This window comes from Salinicola corii, assembly GCF_008298015.1.
In the GTDB taxonomy this organism is placed as follows: Bacteria; Pseudomonadota; Gammaproteobacteria; order Pseudomonadales; family Halomonadaceae; genus Salinicola; species Salinicola corii.
In genome coordinates this window covers 726,211-742,698 of the sequence record NZ_VTPX01000001.1, presented here as the reverse complement: position 1 = coordinate 742,698, position 16,488 = coordinate 726,211, and the positions used below count along the sequence as shown (strand labels likewise).

Sequence of the window (16,488 nt, the reverse complement as noted above, 5' to 3'; positions counted from 1 at the left end):
ATGCATCATATGACGCTCACGGAACTCGCCCGCGGCCTAGAAGCCGGCGACTTTTCCAGCCGAGAGCTGACCACCAGCCTGCTCGACCGCATCGAGCGCCTGGATGGCGACATCAACAGCTTCGTCACCGTCACTCGCGATCAGGCGCTCACGGCTGCCGATGCCGCCGACCAGGCCCGCGCCAAGGGCGAGTCGCGCCCGCTCACTGGCCTGCCGCTGGCGATCAAGGACATCTTCTGCACCCAGGGCATTCGCACCAGTTGCGGCTCGAAGATGCTCGACAACTTCCAGGCGCCCTACAACGCGACCGTGGTCGAAAAGCTCCAGGCCGCCGGCATGATCAGCCTTGGCAAGACCAACATGGACGAGTTCGCCATGGGCTCTTCCAACGAGAATAGCTTCTACGGCCCGGTCAAGAACCCCTGGGACCGCACCGCCGTCCCCGGTGGTTCCTCCGGAGGCAGTGCCGCCGCCATCGCTGCCGGCCTGGCCCCCGCCGCGCTGGGCACCGATACCGGCGGCTCGATTCGTCAGCCGGCCGCCTTCTGCGGCATCACCGGGCTCAAACCGACCTACGGCCGAGTCTCCCGCTACGGCATGGTCGCGTTCGCCTCGAGCCTCGACCAGGGCGGCCCAATGGCCCGCAGCGCCGAGGATTGCGCCCATCTGCTCGGCGCCATCGCCGGGCATGACCTGCGCGACTCCACCAGCGTCGCCCGCGTCGTGCCGGACTATCTCGCCGAGCTGGACGCACCGCTGGACGGGCTCAAGATCGGCCTGCCCAAGGAGTATTTCGGCGACGGGCTCGATGCCGAGGTCGAAAGCGCCATCCGCGAGGCGATTCGCGTCTACGAATCCCTGGGCGCCAAGGTGTGCGAGGTGAGCTTGCCGCACACGCATTTGGCGGTCCCGGCCTACTACGTCATCGCCCCGGCGGAAGCCTCCTCCAACCTCTCGCGCTACGACGGCGTGCGCTTTGGCCATCGCTGCGAGAACCCGGTCGATCTCGAGGATCTCTACAAGCGCAGCCGCGCAGAGGGCTTCGGCGACGAGGTCAAGCGCCGCATCCTGATCGGCACTCACACCTTGTCGGAAGGATTCTTCGACGCCTACTACCGTAAGGCCCAGCAGGTTCGCCGCCTGATCCGCCAGGACTTCCTGGATGCCTTCGAGGAGGTCGACGTGCTGATGGGCCCGGCCGCCCCGACGCCGGCGTTCGATCTCGGCGCCAAGAAAGACCCGGTCTCGATGTACCTGCAGGACATCTACACCATCGCCATCAACCTGGCCGGCATTCCGGGTATCAGCGTGCCAGCCGGTTTCGCCGGCAAGCGCCCGACGGAGGGCCGCCCCATCGGCCTCCAGATTCTCGGCCAGCACTTCGCCGAGGGCCAGTTGCTCAACGTGGCGCACAAGTTCCAGCAGGCGACGGACTGGCACCGTCGGCATCCGACCGATCAGGAGACAACCTAATGCAGTGGGAAACCGTCATCGGGTTGGAGGTCCACGTCCAGCTCGCCACCCAATCCAAGATCTTCTCCGGTGCCTCCACCGCCTTCGGTGCCGAGCCCAATACCCAGGCCTGTGCCATCGACCTGGGCTTGCCTGGGGTGCTGCCGGTGCTCAATGAAGGGGCCGTGGCAATGGCTGTTCAGTTCGGCCTGGCGATCGACGCCGAAATCCCCGAAACCTCGCTGTTCGAGCGCAAGAACTACTTCTACCCCGACCTGCCGAAGGGGTATCAGACCAGCCAGATGGCCCAGCCCATCGTCGGCAGGGGCGAAGTGGAGATCGTGCTGGATGACGACGTGCGCAAGCGCGTTCGTATCCACCATGCGCACCTGGAGGAGGACGCCGGCAAGTCGCTCCACGAAGACTTCCATGGCATGAGCGGCATCGATCTCAACCGCGCCGGCACGCCGCTGCTGGAGATCGTCTCCGAGCCCGACATGCGCTCGGCCAAGGAAGCGGTCGCCTATATTCGCGCGCTTCACGCCATCGTCACCTACCTGGGCATCTCCGACGGCAACATGGCCGAAGGCTCGATGCGCTGCGACGTCAACGTCTCCGTTCGTCCCAAGGGCCAAGAAACGCTGGGCACCCGTGCCGAGATCAAGAACGTCAACTCCTTCCGCTTCGTCGAGCGCGCGATCGAATTCGAGGTCGAACGCCAGATCGAGGTGATCGAGGATGGCGGCAAGGTGGTTCAGGAAACCCGGCTCTACGACCCGGATCAGGACGAGACCCGCAGCATGCGGACCAAGGAGGAAGCCAACGACTACCGTTACTTCCCCTGCCCCGACCTGCTGCCGGTGATGCTCGACAGCGCCTACATCGAACACCAGCGCTCAACGCTGCCGGAACTGCCCACCGAAAAGCGCAACCGCTTCGAGACCCGCCTCGGGCTCTCCGCCTACGATGCCGGCGTACTCTCCTCGACCCGTCCGATGGCAGAATACTTCGAAGCCGTGCTGGTTGTCTGCGGCGATGCCAAGCAGGCCGCCAATTGGGTCCAGGGCGAGCTCTCGGCGCATCTCAATCGCGAGAACATCGACATCAGCAATAGCCCGGTCACCCCGGAGCAACTCGGTGGTCTGATCAGCCGCGTACTCGACGACACCATCAACGGCAAGGCCGCCAAGCAAGTCTTCGCCGCGTTGTGGAACAATGAAGGCCAGAGCGCCGACGAAATCATCGACACCCGCGGCCTCAAGCAGGTCACCGACACCGGCGCCATCGAAGCGATGATCGACCAGGTCATCGCGAATAGCCCAGTCCAGGTCGCCCAGTACCGCGACGCCGCCCCAGAGAAACGCGGCAAGATGATCGGCTATTTCGTGGGCCAGGTGATGAAAGCCTCTCGCGGCACCGCCAACCCGCAGCAGGTCAACGGACTGCTCAAGCAGAAGCTCGACGAGGCGTGACCCTGTATGTGAGCTGATTGGAATTGACGAGTTGGAAATAAAAAATCCCATGGCAAATGCCATGGGATTTTGATCGCTAGCCAACAATCGACAACAACGCTGGCCTCTACTTTCCCGCTGGAAACTCAGTATCAGTCGGCGCGACGAATAAAGCCGCCACCGATCTGAACGTTGTGCTCTTTCTGCCATTCCTGGGACTGACGAAGTGCTTCGTCGATCTGCTCTTGGGTCATTTCCTTGGCGATACGATTTTTGCTTTCCGCCCCAGAAGTGCCACTAAGGTCGTAGTACTTATGTGCCGCCCGTAGGCCGAGAATGCTGCGGTTCACCCACATCTGCACCACCGGGGACACCATGGCCACGAACCAATACCCTACCAGCAACGTTACTATGCCGATGAACAGACCTGCGATTATCCCACACCAAAGCTGATGCTCGCGCTGATCACGATGGTCGAGGCTATACCGGCCATGACGCCGACGCCCCGACGATCATTCCATAGTGGCCGCTAAGACTCTGACCTTTTTTGTCAGCCTCGCTAGCTTCCGTCAGCTTTTTCATGCCATCCCAGATCGAGATCATGCCCCCCGCCGCACCTAGCACGTCGCTAACAAAGGCCCATTTAATACCGCCGATTATCGAGCCTTCCGTGGACAGGCCCAGCCTCGCCATCCGAATCTTATGGTAGCCTTCGATACCCGCCATCGCACCACTCGCCACACTGATGCTAGAGCCGATGATTTTGCTCCAATCGGCACCCTCTTCTTCATCGATGAAGGCGCCTTCCTGCAGGGAGACGATAAGGCTCCACATGACCAGGCAGGCACCGGCGACCTGGCCGCCTCCTTTCTTGGCACTGAGCAGGGTGTTCCCCATATCCCGGGCATTCTGCGCGAGATCGCTGCGACGCTGCTGCTCATCCTCCAGCGTGTAGCTTTCCGGCAGCGCTCTCGAGTCACCTCTTCGATGTCCTGTATGCCTTCATTCCCATTGCTCAGCGAGCCCGAGAAGCGAGGCCAGCGTGAAACCCCGCGCGGCCTCCTGGTTGTAGGCTGGCTCGTGCTCGGTAGCGACGGCTAGGCTCTCCATACTGCCGGAGCGCTCTGGAACGGTCCTATCGCCAGGCTCATCCGCGTCGCTGATGGCGGGATGGCGAGAGGGGACGACAAGATCGAAAAACTGCCCCTCTGGGGCGTTAGGAGCCGTTCGTGTCATACTGGCGAATTTAGGTCAAAAGGCGCCGGGGCGGGGCTTGAACGTTCGCGTGATCACATCCCAGAGTCCCACTGCCTCGGCATCGGTTAGCGAGGCTTTGTCAATAGCGGGGGGATCTTCACCGTGAGCAAACTGACCGTTACGCAGAGAAATATCAATATAGGGGGTGCCGGGTGAACCTTTCCGGCTATTGGCTTCGAGATTGAAATAATTGCCTTTGACGTTTTCGTCAGTCGTGCCTGCACTGAGCCATTCTTCCGCCTGATCTATACCATCGAGATCCACTTCACCTTTTCTCAAAACTGAGAAATTTTGATCATTGGCTAATGCCCGTTCAGCCTGATCGGTGCGATCCAACAAAGTGTCTTCTTCAGCAATGGCGCTATCCGTGTAGAAATGAATGTAGACATCTCGATTTTTATTATCTGAAAATCTCATTCCGATCTGTTCCTTGCGTGTCGGTACCGCAGCCCCGGGAATCGCCTGATCGGCGCCGTCGGCCAGAAAGCCGTGCTCGAAACACAGGCCGGGACGTTCGGGAATTTCCCCCGCCTTTCGGGGCGACAAGTGGTTCAACAAGTACTCGACCTGTTTTTGACGTTCGGATTTATTGCTTTGGCGGAGCTTCCTCTGCTCTCTGTATTTTTCATCATCCACATCTATGGCAGTCAGTTTCACGCTGAACATGGTCAGCCCCTCGAACTTGTAACCCTCCAAGAGCCTTGCCGCGTCTGGCTTATGGGGGCTTTCGTTACGATCGATGATGACCATGTCGTCGCTGACCTGGATGATCCGCTTGAGGAAGGGCTGATCCCCGGCATCCACGGTATGCATGGCTTCCAATTCAGCTTTGCGCTTGTCAATAAAGCGCCGGAACATCTGCCGGCTGTTGGGCGTGGCACTGATTTTGGCCTCATTGACGGTCAGGCTGCTGAAGCTCAGCTTCAGTTGCGACGGCATATCGACCTGAAAGCGGCCAATGCAAACCGGCGCTTGCGTTTCGGTATAGGCCTCGACGGTCTGGCGTTCCTGATCGTTCATCTCGGGGACTCCCTGTTCCGGTGCGCCACACGCCGTGGCCAGCAGTAATAGTCCGCTAATGAGCGGTGCTCGCAATCGCATGATCACCCGTGACGTCCTGTATGCCTTCATTCCCATTGCTCGGCGATCTCGAGCAGCGAGGCCAGCGTGAACCAGCGTGCGGCCTCCTGGTTATAGGCTGGCTCGTGCTCGGTAGCGACGACCAGGCTCTCACGGGCCTGGGCAACCCTCGCACTGCCGGAGCGCTCTGGAACGGTCCCATCGCCAGGCTCATCCGCGTCACTGATGGTGTATTGGTAAAAGCGCGGGCGGCCACGCGAATCGCGCTCGGTGATCATCCGGCGTCGCCATATTGATCCATCATTCTTGCGCTCATCAGGGTGTCGGAGCCATAGCTGGCCTCTCGTCCGCGCCAGGTGACAGTGCCATAGCTGGGGTGGGCATCGCTGTCCGAATAAAACAGATAGGTATAGGGGTGAAACTGTCCTGCCATTGACATATGAAACGGCCGAACGGTATCCAGCACGATATTTAGGTAACTATTCCAGGATTCATCCAGCTCCCGCTGCCGATTAGCCGCGCCCAGCCCCAGTTCCGGCATAGCCAGAGTCTCGTCCATCATGCCCCACCAGTGGTCGCGCTCTAGATAGATGTCAGTGTAAGGGTCGTTAGCCGTCGGCAGCGTCAATGCCGACTCTCCAGGCTTTTCGATACGCAGCCAGCCGTTGCCATACTCCGGTGTCGGCACCAACTGCAGCGGCCCCGGGGCCTGCGCCAGCACCGCTGTCATCTCGCGTGACGAGGTCCCCAACACCTGGCTGGTGGCCCACGATGATAGACTGAACGCTTGGCTTTCGGTGCCGGACTTCATCCGCCGGTAGAACACCGCCGCGCCCGTGGTGGGCATGACGCCATGGACGATACCCAGCAGGTTGGCGTTTCCACCGGAAACCTCCGAATAGTACCGCGCAACCAAGCCGCCCATGGAGTGGGTGATGAGAATGGCTTGCCTACAGGCCATGCGTGCCTTGCGATAGCCTGCGATGATCTCGTCGACTCGTTGGGCCAGTGCAGCCGCCGAATCTGAGTTGGACTGCAGCCAGTTATAGCCGCAGGCATGAACCGGAAAGTTGAAGCGCCCCAGGGTCTGGGCGTTGCGTTTGGCTCGTGCCTGGGCTTCTTCCTCGCTCAGGCCTCGGGTCTCGATATAGTGGCGAGTCAGGTTGCTCTCGAGCGTGCTGAACGCGCTTTTGGCTTCGATATTGAGCTGGTTTTCGAGCCACACCAGAAAGTCGCCGTAGGACATATTCGCCACTTCGCCCCAGCCGCGCTCTCGAAGTAGCTCGTCCGTCGGAATCGTGTCTCCGCTCCGATGATCGATATAGCGACGTGCGATGTCTTGTGAGACGTCTCCCTCAGGGTCAACAACGGTTTGCGTGGGATTGAGTACACGTTTTCTGGCTTGAGCGCCTTTGATCAGCCACGGCGAAGCGCTCAACTGGCTATCAAGACGCCATGTATCGTCTGACTGAGCATTTACCAGATTACTCCCCATCACCCCCGGCACGAAGACGATGGGGATGACGCCTTCATGCACGGTCACCGTGGTGACATGGTTTTCTGCACTGGGGCGCATGAAACTGACGGCCATATCGAAGATGTCGTAGATATCGTACTGGCTCATTCCGACTGCCCCCGGAAGTGGATGGTCATGCCTTCGACGAATTCGCTTTTCTGAATCTGGGTGTCGCCCTGGGCATCCGTCGTACCGGTATGGATGACCTTGCCATCGCGGAGCAACTCGAAGGCCACATCAGGGAGAGGCGTTCCATCGGGGCGCGTGGCTTTGTATGTCTCCTGATAGGCGGTGGTCGGGAAATCGTTGAAGGTGTGCGACAGACTGGTCGGCCCGCCAAAACTCTTCGTCGCGCCCTTGACGGTGACCTTGCCCGGCGCATGCAGCTCGATATCGCCGCCTTTGATACGCACGTAGGCGCCGCCGCTGACCAGCAGAATCTCCTCGGCGGCGGCGAAGTCGATCTTGTCTTCCGTCGAGGTCACACCGAGATCCCGCCGCGCGGTGGCTTCCAGATTGTCCGACTGCGCCTGCATCTCCACCTTGCCCCGTGCCGCGAACAGCTTGATGCCCGCCTTCTGCACGAACAGCGAGAGCTTCTCGGAGATCGAGGCCACCAGGCGCTTGCCGGTGGCGACGTTGACGTCTTCGCCGCTGGAGATACTGAGCGATCTGCCCTGGGCCAGGTGGGTCGATTCCGGGGTGCTCATCGTGATGCCGGCGGGCGAGGCCATATGTAGCCAGGGTGCTTTCATGCGCGCCGCTTCGCCGCGACCGCCGCTGTCGGTGGCGCCACGCGCGTTGCTCTGATCGGCCTGTCCTGATGAATCAGCGAGCTGTTCGCTATTGCCGTAGGTGTCGTCGGCGTCCTCGCCCGCCTGCTTGAGATGCTGGCGGGCGTCGAGGGCGTCGGCGTTGTGGTCCGCGGCACTCTGGCTGAGGCTGTCGGTGAGGTGGTAGGCGCTGTCGAGCTGCTGTCTGGCCGGGGTGAGGTCGAGCTGGTCGCCGTTGGCGCCGAGCTGGCCCCAACTGGTGAGGTAGAGCCCCTGGTTGGCGCGGATGGCGCCATAGGCATCGGTGCGCAGCTCGAACCCGGTGCCGCGGAAGGCGCCGCGGGTGTTGCCGGTCTGGTGGATCAGGTAGCCGAGGTTGAGCTGGCTCTTCTCGGCTTCGGAGTTGAGCCGGACGCGCTCCTGGTCGGTGGCGTCGTCGAAGACGAGTTCGTTGTACTTGCTGCCGCGGTAGGTCTTGCTCTTGAACCCGGAGAGCAGGCCGTGGCTGTGCCAGTCGGGGGTCTGCTCGCCGTTGTAGACCCGGCCGGTGATCAGCGGGCGGTCGGCATCGCCCTCGAGGAAGTCGACGAGGACTTCCTGGCCGATGCGCGGCACGAACACGCCTGCCCATCAAGTGCGGGTTCAGCGATGCCCAGGCAATTTCCAGCGCCAGCAGCGAATATACCGACAACAGGCCAGCGTAGAAGATGTCAAACATTCCGCTGAGTAGATAACACTCATTTAGCTCAGATATCTCCACAAGCTTTGCGAATATCTTCTGGCCATTTGACTCGCCTACTGGTCAGCATAGAAACAAAAAGCCCCAGTGAAAAAAGCGTCAGCAAAGGTGGCATCAACACCATCAAGATTTTACTTTTCCTAATACTCAGTCCACGCGCCTTATCTCTTTTCATTTCTCGCAAAGGAAACCAACGCAAGAAAGACTCCTTGAGAGACAACCGGTCAGATAGGTACCAATCAGGTTCTGGAACACTATCCGGACCTTCCTCCATAAAGCGACGAACATATTCCCACCATGCCAGACAGTCTTCATATTTAATAATTTCGCTGCCAGGCTCAAGCATGTCGTAATATTTCTTATGCAAAGGATCACAGGCATAAAGTTTCAAGGTGTAGTGAACAGGATTGCCATGTCCCCCCTTACCATGAAAAGCATCAATATAAGCCACTACATCATCCCAATCGTAAGTTCTCGGACCGCCAAGCTTTGGTGAAAAAAACGCATGAACTTTACGCTCCTTAAAATTAAACCGAATGGCACCATGGCGATAATGAAACCAATCATGACTCAAGCCAAAAAAATAATGAGCAACATACACAAGACCAGCTGCCGACAACAAAGTAAAGGGAATCGAAAAAACCAAACATAACTAAAACCCTTTTGACACATCAAAAAAACACCTGAAATCGAAATATAAATACCGAAAATCATCACTGCAATGCATGGAAAACCCATGCCTGCTGTAAATTGCCCTCTCCAACTATATTCTTTGGCATTTGAAACTTCTAAGTAACTGGGGATTTTCGCATAAACCGACTCTGCAAACCCTGGAGATACGACAGCGCGTTCAAAATGATCCAATGCATCATCTTCGCTGCGATCAAATTCTTTCGCACGATCTACAAGGCTCACTTTTCTATGCAAGCAGTCCGTAATTATGTTGTATTCGTGTATCATTGAAATATCCACTGACAACCAATTGTCACCGCCTTTCGCCACAAACCTCACGAATGCTTTCAGGCCATTTCACTTTCTTACTCGTCAGCATGGAAAAAAAATGACCTAATGAAAAGAAAATCAGGAGTGGAGACATCAAAGCCATTCTTCCTTGAGCCTTCTTAACATCTAGGCCACGCGCCTTATCACGTTTCATCTCACGCAATGGGAACCATCGCAAAAAAGACTCCTTGATAGACAAACGATCAGAAAGATACCAATCAGGCTCTGGAACACTGTCCGGACCTTCTTCCATATAGCGCCGCACGTATTCCCACCAAGCCACACAATCTTCATACCTGGAAAAAGAACTTCCGATTTTAAAGCTGTCATAATAATTTTTACGCTCGCTATCACAAGCATAAAATTTCAAAGTATAAAAATTTGAATCCACAGAGCCGTCGTGGACACCGGCCTTATCAATATACGCCAACATATCTTTCCATTGATAACCCCTAACACCACCCAATCCTGGCGAATAAAACACGTAAACCTTCTGAGCCTTACAGTTAAACCGAACTGCACCATGACGATAAGAAAACCAATCATTACCAAGCAAAAGGTAATTTGACACCCACACCGACCCGACGACAACAACAAGTGAAAAGAGAATCATCAGTAAATCATAATAATTGAAACCCGAAACACCAATATCAAGCACAGACAAAAAAGCCATATAAACAAAAAAACCACACATGACGATTAACGGAAACCCCATCATGGCCGTATACTCACCACGAGCTGCATATTCGTCCGCGTGCGTAGTCTCTAGAAAATAATTTGTCTTGCGATAAACAGCTTCAGCCATACCAGGAACATCTGCTGCTTTTTTTTCGTGAGAAAAAGCCTTTCCCTCTTCACGTTCAAATCCATGTGGACGAGAAAAAAAATCAGTCCCACGCTTAACACAGTCAGCAGCAACGTTATATTCGTGAATCATCGTCTACTCTCACTTGACTAAATCTTGATAGGCATCCAATGTTTCCTGCAGACCATCATAATGGCTTTCACCCTTACCGTAGACACAAGAGCCAAGCCATTTCTCCAGTTCATCTGGAACGAGATAAAGGCTGACAACAGCAAGACCTATAGCAACCCAGCCAACCCAGCCTGCGACTGCCGCCCAGCCGAAACGGCTAAAAATGACTAGCCTACCAATAGAAACTCCTGTACTTGCTATTCTTCCGGCAGCTTGAGCTGATGCCATTAAAGAAGCCACTCCCGAAACGAAAGAAGTAATACCTGACGCCGCATATAAGAAAGCCAAGCCATCATGCCTCTCCCTAGCATCAAACATCTCACTGAACATCCAGTACGCGCCTATCCAAGACGCTACGGCGCCTCCAATTCCATTGGTCCATGTCAAATTCCTATAAATGGCACTCTCTTTTGGCAGACTACCGAGAAGCTCTTTTACCGCTCCTGCCAAAGCACTTGTCAATGCTGCACTGGAGGCGACGAGATTACTTCCTGACTTTGCCAACTCTCGACCATTGAGTGCTGTCAGCGCTTTCCAGCTATTGATGAGTTCGAGCCCTACCAGAAATAGCGCCCCGCCACTCGAGGGCGCCATGGCAAGATTCATTCTTCTGTTGATCAGCTCGCCAGCCTCATCATGCCCTAGGAGCGCCTGTTGACGCTGCTGGGGTGCAAGATCTTGGGGCACCATCGCCCAGATCCGTTGCTCTTGCTGGGACAGTTCATCAAGCGAGGGAGACAGCCTTCTATTCTCACCTCGCATATCGGAAATGCTCAGCTCTCCACGCCATAGAAAGTCGTCATAGAGACGGTCCAGTCGATTCGCATCCATATCAAAATATGTTAACGAGACCCTGATATCGAAGCGAGCCCAACCGACGCTCTGCCAAGCCCTGGCAAGTTGATTCCGGGCAACATGCTCTAAATCCAATTGAGACAGTTTCTCGCCAATTACCCTGACGGCATCGGCGATTAAATTCTCTAACCTTGAGCCGCTTTCTCCATCACGACTGAGCAACTGACTGAGCGGCCCATAGAGTTTGCTTCCCCAGTCAGCCGAACTGGCTACGTAATCCCACACCGCCTCCATGCAGGACTTCTGGTTGAGAAACAAGGCACGCCAGTAAAATGAGTTGTCCTGCGTTAGCGGACGCTCGAGCAACTGGGCTAATACCTCTGAACCTCGAGCAGTCAAACTGGTGCCCGTCACCATGGATGCCACGGCCATTTCATAAGCTCTACCATCGGGCAAAGATTCCGTATCGTAACTCTTCAAGGCATTGACGATCGAATCGGACGTCAACCAACTCAGGTGGCAATCCCCCCTCGCGTTGATCTCTTGCTTACCTTCGTCGATACGTGCGCCATAAGACGTCTCAAACGCCTGACGAGCGTCCTCGTCATAACGCTCCTGATATTTTTCCCAGCTTTGGCTGATGGCAGTGCGACGAAACTCTGGAGCATTTCTGGCCTGGGCCATGCGAATCTCAGCCAATCGCTTCCTAGCATCCGATATCCGCTCGCGTTGCCATTGTGGCATACGGCTCCATCGTTCCTCCTGCTCCTTGGGAGCAAGGTTCTCGAAATCCTGGGCCTGCTCCAGGTTGAGATCCACAAGGGGCCCATTCTCGACACGCTCTATCGTCGCATTGGCTCGATCCCGTGCAGCCTTCATGATGGCCGACTTCACACCGATAATCATTTCCGACGTAATTTTCTTGGTGCGCACCTCTTCAGAGAATGCGTAACCGTCCAGTCGCTGCTTAGCATTGTTACGAAACTGATTAAGCGAAGCAGTGATGCCGATCGGATCCTCGATAGCCAACATGGCGCCCTTGCCAACAAGTGCCGGAGTATTCCGAACGATCCAATTCATTCGCTCCGCGAGCTGCTCTGCATCGAGCAACTGTCGAGCACTCGAACCGAGATAGGGGAAACAGTCTCCCTCGCATAACTGCCGTAGTGACATGTTTCCAAATTCCGGCACGAAAGTTGCCACATCCTCGGGACTTGTTGCCGATTCCGATGATTGAGAAGCAAGCCAAGAGGCCACGTCAAATGATTGCATCGCCCTATCCCGCACCCCCTCCTGATTACTTGCCATATCATCGAGCATCCGTGAGGTCCACAGGTGGTCAGAATAGGCGACGTAAACTGTTTGAGCGCGCTGCGCATCCGGTATGGTTAGCAGCAATGCCGAGAGGTTATTGGCGGGTACGCTGCATGGCGACTCAACGTGGTCATCCTCCTCGGCGCTTGGCGGCCTTCCACGCGGTGGAAATTCGCACAATCGAGAGTCGCTGGTAATCATCCATGCTTGCCAACGCTGACGCGCCTCATCATAAAGATAGAGGTACCCTTCGCGCATCAAACGTAATACATAGCGCGCTTGATCAATTGGTGGAAAGTTTGTCTGCGCATATCTCGCCATTGTCAATGGGAGGCCTGCCGACCATTCGGACTGATGGGTATCGATAACTGCATATCTTACCGGAAGTATCGGCAACCCAACCCTACCGCAGAAGTTACAACCTTCACCTTGTGCACCGATCGCAACGTTTCTCTCGACTGCGGACGTGATTAAACTCGGGTCGATGTATTCGGTCATAAGATGTTCTCCTCACTTTCCTCAGCTATACGCTGCCAAGTCTCGCGACTCCATTCTCTTACCAATTCTTGGTAACGCTCTCCCTCACGGCAACGCTGGAAAAGACGAATCATCTCTGAATGACGATGAAAATTGGGTGGCAAACGCATACCCTGTAGTGCAAAAATCATACGGGCGTCGTCATCGGAGACACCTTCAAGCTCTGCGACTTGAAGCAGCCGATCGAGATTTATTATGTCTTGGTCATCCACTTGGCGAATATCCATGATCTCTGCACCGATCGCTAGAGTCTTGTTCAGCAACCCAATACGATCAATAGACATCCATTGAGGATTTGACAGCGAGAGTGCGGATTGAGTCATGTTTCGCGGGTGAGATGAAAACACTCGAAAACAGCCAGCATGATCGATGAATATCCAATGATGTATCGGTCCAAGCAGGAACGCCAATTGCTCTTCGTCGAGAATGGCTTGGAGACGTTGGAGAACGCGGGGATCGTAATAACGGAGCAATGCTTGTCGACCAGAGGGTTTTTTTTGTCGGAGACGACGAGCAATATGCCGGCTGATACTGAAGATAGGATGGGGAGAAATCACCCAACCGCACAGCGAGCGTGGGTCACCAGGCATGAGGGGTTGTTCACGATGTGCATTCATGTTGTCCCACACTTGAGACGCACCATCTTTTATGGGCTGAAGGCGTAGGCGCTGTGCCGATGGCTGATCCAAAAAAGGGTTCTTCACGGTAGCGCAATCCAATAGATTCTTGGCATCTCCGAGACCTGGATCGACAATGAGAGGATCGACCAACGCGCTTATCTGACCCGCTGCAAGTAGACCATGCAGTTGATCCAAATCGGTGAGGGCCTGTACTCTCAAGGCTGCTTTGATCATATCTCCACACTTCCCTCGCCCACGCTTGCTGCAGCTCGGTTCTTCTTGGGACAAAGAGGGCTTTTCTCTTCCGGCAATTCCGTCATTTCCGAATCCAGACTCGCCGGCCCCCCAAAACTCTTCGTCGCGCCCTTGACCGTAACCTTGCCCGGCGCATGCAGCTCGATATTGCCGCCCTTGATACGGACATAGGCGCCGCCGCTGACCAGCAGAATCTCCTCGGCGGCGGCGAAGTCGATCTTGTCTTCCGTCGAGGTGACCCCGAGATCCCGCCGCGCGGTGGCTTCCAGATTGTCCGACTGCGCCTGCATCTCCACCTTGCCCCGGGCGGCGAACAGTTTGATGCCGGCTTTCTGCACGAACAGCGAGAGCTTCTCGGAGATCGAGGCGACCAGGCTCTTGCCGGTGGCGATATTGACGTCCTCGCCGCTGGAGACGCTCAGCGAGCGGCCCTGGGCGAGATGGGTCGATTCCGGGGTACTCAGGGTGATGCCGGCGGGCGAGGCCATATGCAGCCACGGCGCTTTCATGCGTGCGGCTTCGCCGCGACCGCCGCTATCGCTGGCGCCGCGCGCGTTGTCTTGCTTGGCGTCCGCAAGCTGTTCGCTGTTGCCGTAGCGGTCGTCGGCGTCTTCACCGGCCTGCTTGAGGTTCGTCCGGCTGTCGAGGGCGTCGGCGTTGTGGTCCGCGGCACTCTGGCTGAGGCTGTCGCTGAGCTGATAGGCGCTGTCGAGCTGCTGTCTGGCCGGGGTGAGGTCGAGCTGGTCGCCACTGGCGCCTAGCTGGCCCCAGCTGGTGAGGTAGAGCCCCTGGTTGGCGCGGATGGCGCCATAGGCGTCGGTGCGCAGCTCGAACCCGGTGCCGCGGAAGGCGCCGCGGGTGTTGCCGGTCTGGTGGATCAGGTAGCCGAGGTTGAGCTGGCTCTTCTCGTTCTCGGAGTTGAGCCGGACCCGTTCCTGGTCGGTGGCGTCGTCGAAGACGAGTTCGTTGTACTTGCTGCCGCGGTAGGTCTTGCTCTTGAACCCGGAGAGCAGGCCGTGGCTGTGCCAGTCCGGGGTCTGCTCGCCGTTGTAGACCCGGCCGGTGATCAGCGGCCGGTCGGCATCGCCTTCAAGGAAGTCGACGAGGACTTCCTGACCGATGCGCGGGACGAACACGCCGCCCCAGCCGGCGCCGGCGTTGGGTTGGGAGACCCGCAGCCAGACGCTGGAGTTCTCATCGTTTTGGCCCTGGCGGTCCCAATGGAACTGCACCCGTACCCGGTTGAGATGGTCGGTGTGGATCTCTTCGTTGGCCGGGCCGACCACGGTGGCGGTCTGGGGTCCGCCGATCACCGGGCGGCGATGGGTCAGCGGATGGCGGTAGGGCTGGCTGCGGCGCTGGGCCTCGAGATCGACCAGGAAATGGCCGGTGCCGCCGGTGGCGTAATCGGAAAGACGCTCGCCGGTAGGGTCTGCGGTATCAGCTTCGAGACCGTGCGCTTTCTTGGCAGCGTCAAGCCGGGGCTGCAGGCTGCCCGGCAGTGCCTGGAGCTGGGCCGAGACCGGCAGCGCGTTTTCGGCGTGAACGGTGACGCCCAGCAGCAGGAACTGGCGCTCTTGCTCGCCCCCGGTGTCGTGCAGCGGGTGCTGGGTGAGTTCGAACCAGCGCCCCGCCTGGAGCTGGCGGGCGCCGCCGCTGCCGCGGAAGCGCTTGGCGCGGGATTCATGCGCTTCCAGCCGGTTTTCGGTGAGGCGTTCGCCGCGCTCGTAGCCGTGGTAGTAGTACTCGCCGGCGTAGTCGTAGAGCTCGGTCGGCGGCAGGTTGCCCTGGTCGCTGAGGGTATCCAGCCCGGTGCGCTTGGTGAGCGAGGGCTGCTTGTAGTCGAAGGTGCCGACGCTGACCCGGGTGGGTTGCTGGGAGCGTACGCCGCCCCACTGGGTGAGCGCATCCTCGCGCTCGGTGGCAGCCTGGCGGTGGAAGCGGATCGCCTGGGGGCTGACGGGGCGGGTGGTATCGACGTCGTCGGTGAAGACGATGCGGTGGCCGTCGAAATCATCACCCTTATCGCTGTCTGTGCTATCGGCAAATTCGGCATACCAAAAAATGCCTTCTTCCTCGCAGAGGCGGCTGATGAAGTTGAAGTCGCTCTCGCGATACTGCACGCAGTAGCTGCGGGCGGGATAGTCGCGGCGCAGGTCGAAGCGGTAGCGGCCCTTGGCCAGGTCATGGCCGTCGAATACGGCGGTGAGGACATCGACGACGCTGCGATCCTGGAAGATGCGGCTGTCGCGGCCCAGCTCGAGCATCTTGAGCCACGGCACCAGGGTGAGCTGGTAGTAGGTGACGCCACCATCCTCGCCCAGCAGCGCCGCCTCCGAAACCAGGCCGTGCAGGCGACGATAGCTGCCATCCGCCTGCAGGATCGACAGGTTGGCCGGCTGGGCCATCAACGTCTTGAGTTCGATATCGCCCTGCTGGGAGATGCAGTCCAGCCGGTAGCAAAACGGCTCGCTGACGCGCTCCTCGCCCACCAGCCGATGGGGAATGAACGACGCCCCGGCGATGTCGAGGGTCAGCAGCCGCTGCGACTGCGACAGGTCGATGTCGAAGGTATCGAGTAAACTATCCAGCATCGTCTCTGCCTCTTGGCCTCTCCGCCATCACACCACCCGCTGCTTGTACCGCCCAGGTGTCGATGGCTAAATTAATGCTCGTTGATGAGCCCGCTTGGTCGGACTCGACCTCTCACACTTGCCAGGA

The 16,488-nt window shown here is 57.6% G+C and carries 14 protein-coding genes; 2 read left to right on the top strand and 12 right to left on the bottom strand.

Annotation, left to right across the window (positions count from 1 at the left end; genetic code table 11):
• Positions 1 to 1,473, top strand: a complete 1,473-nt coding sequence (gatA, locus tag F0A16_RS03430; RefSeq protein WP_149433963.1) for an Asp-tRNA(Asn)/Glu-tRNA(Gln) amidotransferase subunit GatA — start codon at positions 1 to 3, stop codon at positions 1,471 to 1,473.
• A complete protein-coding gene (gene gatB / locus F0A16_RS03425; RefSeq protein ID WP_149433962.1) occupies positions 1,473 to 2,924 on the top strand; it encodes an Asp-tRNA(Asn)/Glu-tRNA(Gln) amidotransferase subunit GatB in 1,452 nt (483 codons plus the stop codon). Before gatA ends, gatB begins: the two co-directional genes overlap by 1 nt.
• Positions 2,925 to 3,055: 131 nt before the next feature.
• Here gatB and F0A16_RS03420 read toward each other — a convergent pair whose 3' ends face one another.
• The 12 genes from F0A16_RS03420 to F0A16_RS03365 all read right to left on the bottom strand — a co-directional run bounded on the left by F0A16_RS03420 (position 3,056) and on the right by F0A16_RS03365 (position 16,361).
• On the bottom strand, positions 3,056 to 3,286 hold the full coding sequence (locus F0A16_RS03420; protein ID WP_149433961.1) for a hypothetical protein: 231 nt from the start codon (positions 3,284 to 3,286) through the stop codon (positions 3,056 to 3,058).
• Between the two features lie 97 nt (positions 3,287 to 3,383).
• Positions 3,384 to 3,800, bottom strand: a complete 417-nt coding sequence (locus tag F0A16_RS03415) for a hypothetical protein (RefSeq protein WP_149433960.1) — start codon at positions 3,798 to 3,800, stop codon at positions 3,384 to 3,386.
• 354 nt (positions 3,801 to 4,154) lie between these two features.
• Complete coding sequence (locus tag F0A16_RS03410) at positions 4,155 to 5,180, bottom strand: T6SS immunity protein Tli4 family protein (protein ID WP_149433959.1); 1,026 nt, start codon at positions 5,178 to 5,180, stop codon at positions 4,155 to 4,157.
• A 107-nt stretch (positions 5,181 to 5,287) separates the two neighbouring features.
• Positions 5,288 to 5,518 carry a hypothetical protein gene (locus F0A16_RS03405; protein ID WP_149433958.1) on the bottom strand — a complete coding sequence of 77 codons (231 nt, stop codon included), beginning with the start codon at positions 5,516 to 5,518 and terminating at the stop codon, positions 5,288 to 5,290.
• Positions 5,515 to 6,831 carry an esterase/lipase family protein gene (locus F0A16_RS03400; protein WP_187775888.1) on the bottom strand — a complete coding sequence of 439 codons (1,317 nt, stop codon included), beginning with the start codon at positions 6,829 to 6,831 and terminating at the stop codon, positions 5,515 to 5,517. The genes F0A16_RS03405 and F0A16_RS03400 overlap by 4 nt, the downstream gene beginning before the upstream one ends.
• A 29-nt stretch (positions 6,832 to 6,860) precedes the next feature.
• A complete protein-coding gene (locus F0A16_RS03395) occupies positions 6,861 to 8,144 on the bottom strand; it encodes a DUF2345 domain-containing protein (protein ID WP_239023687.1) in 1,284 nt (427 codons plus the stop codon).
• A 131-nt stretch (positions 8,145 to 8,275) separates the two neighbouring features.
• Complete coding sequence (locus F0A16_RS03390) at positions 8,276 to 8,887, bottom strand: DUF6708 domain-containing protein (RefSeq protein ID WP_187775887.1); 612 nt, start codon at positions 8,885 to 8,887, stop codon at positions 8,276 to 8,278.
• Complete coding sequence (locus tag F0A16_RS03385) at positions 8,839 to 9,228, bottom strand: hypothetical protein (protein ID WP_149433955.1); 390 nt, start codon at positions 9,226 to 9,228, stop codon at positions 8,839 to 8,841. Before F0A16_RS03385 ends, F0A16_RS03390 begins: the two co-directional genes overlap by 49 nt.
• Before the next feature lie 25 nt (positions 9,229 to 9,253).
• Entirely contained in the window at positions 9,254 to 10,207 is a 954-nt protein-coding gene (locus F0A16_RS03380; RefSeq protein ID WP_149433954.1) for a DUF6708 domain-containing protein, read from the bottom strand.
• A gap of 9 nt (positions 10,208 to 10,216) precedes the next feature.
• Positions 10,217 to 12,853 carry a T6SS effector BTH_I2691 family protein gene (locus F0A16_RS03375; protein WP_149433953.1) on the bottom strand — a complete coding sequence of 879 codons (2,637 nt, stop codon included), beginning with the start codon at positions 12,851 to 12,853 and terminating at the stop codon, positions 10,217 to 10,219.
• Positions 12,850 to 13,746 (bottom strand): DUF4123 domain-containing protein, encoded by an 897-nt coding sequence (locus F0A16_RS03370; RefSeq protein WP_149433952.1) that lies wholly within the window; start codon positions 13,744 to 13,746, stop codon positions 12,850 to 12,852. Before F0A16_RS03370 ends, F0A16_RS03375 begins: the two co-directional genes overlap by 4 nt.
• A complete protein-coding gene (locus F0A16_RS03365) occupies positions 13,743 to 16,361 on the bottom strand; it encodes a type VI secretion system Vgr family protein (RefSeq protein ID WP_149433951.1) in 2,619 nt (872 codons plus the stop codon). Before F0A16_RS03365 ends, F0A16_RS03370 begins: the two co-directional genes overlap by 4 nt.
• Between the last annotated feature and the right edge of the window lie 127 nt (positions 16,362 to 16,488).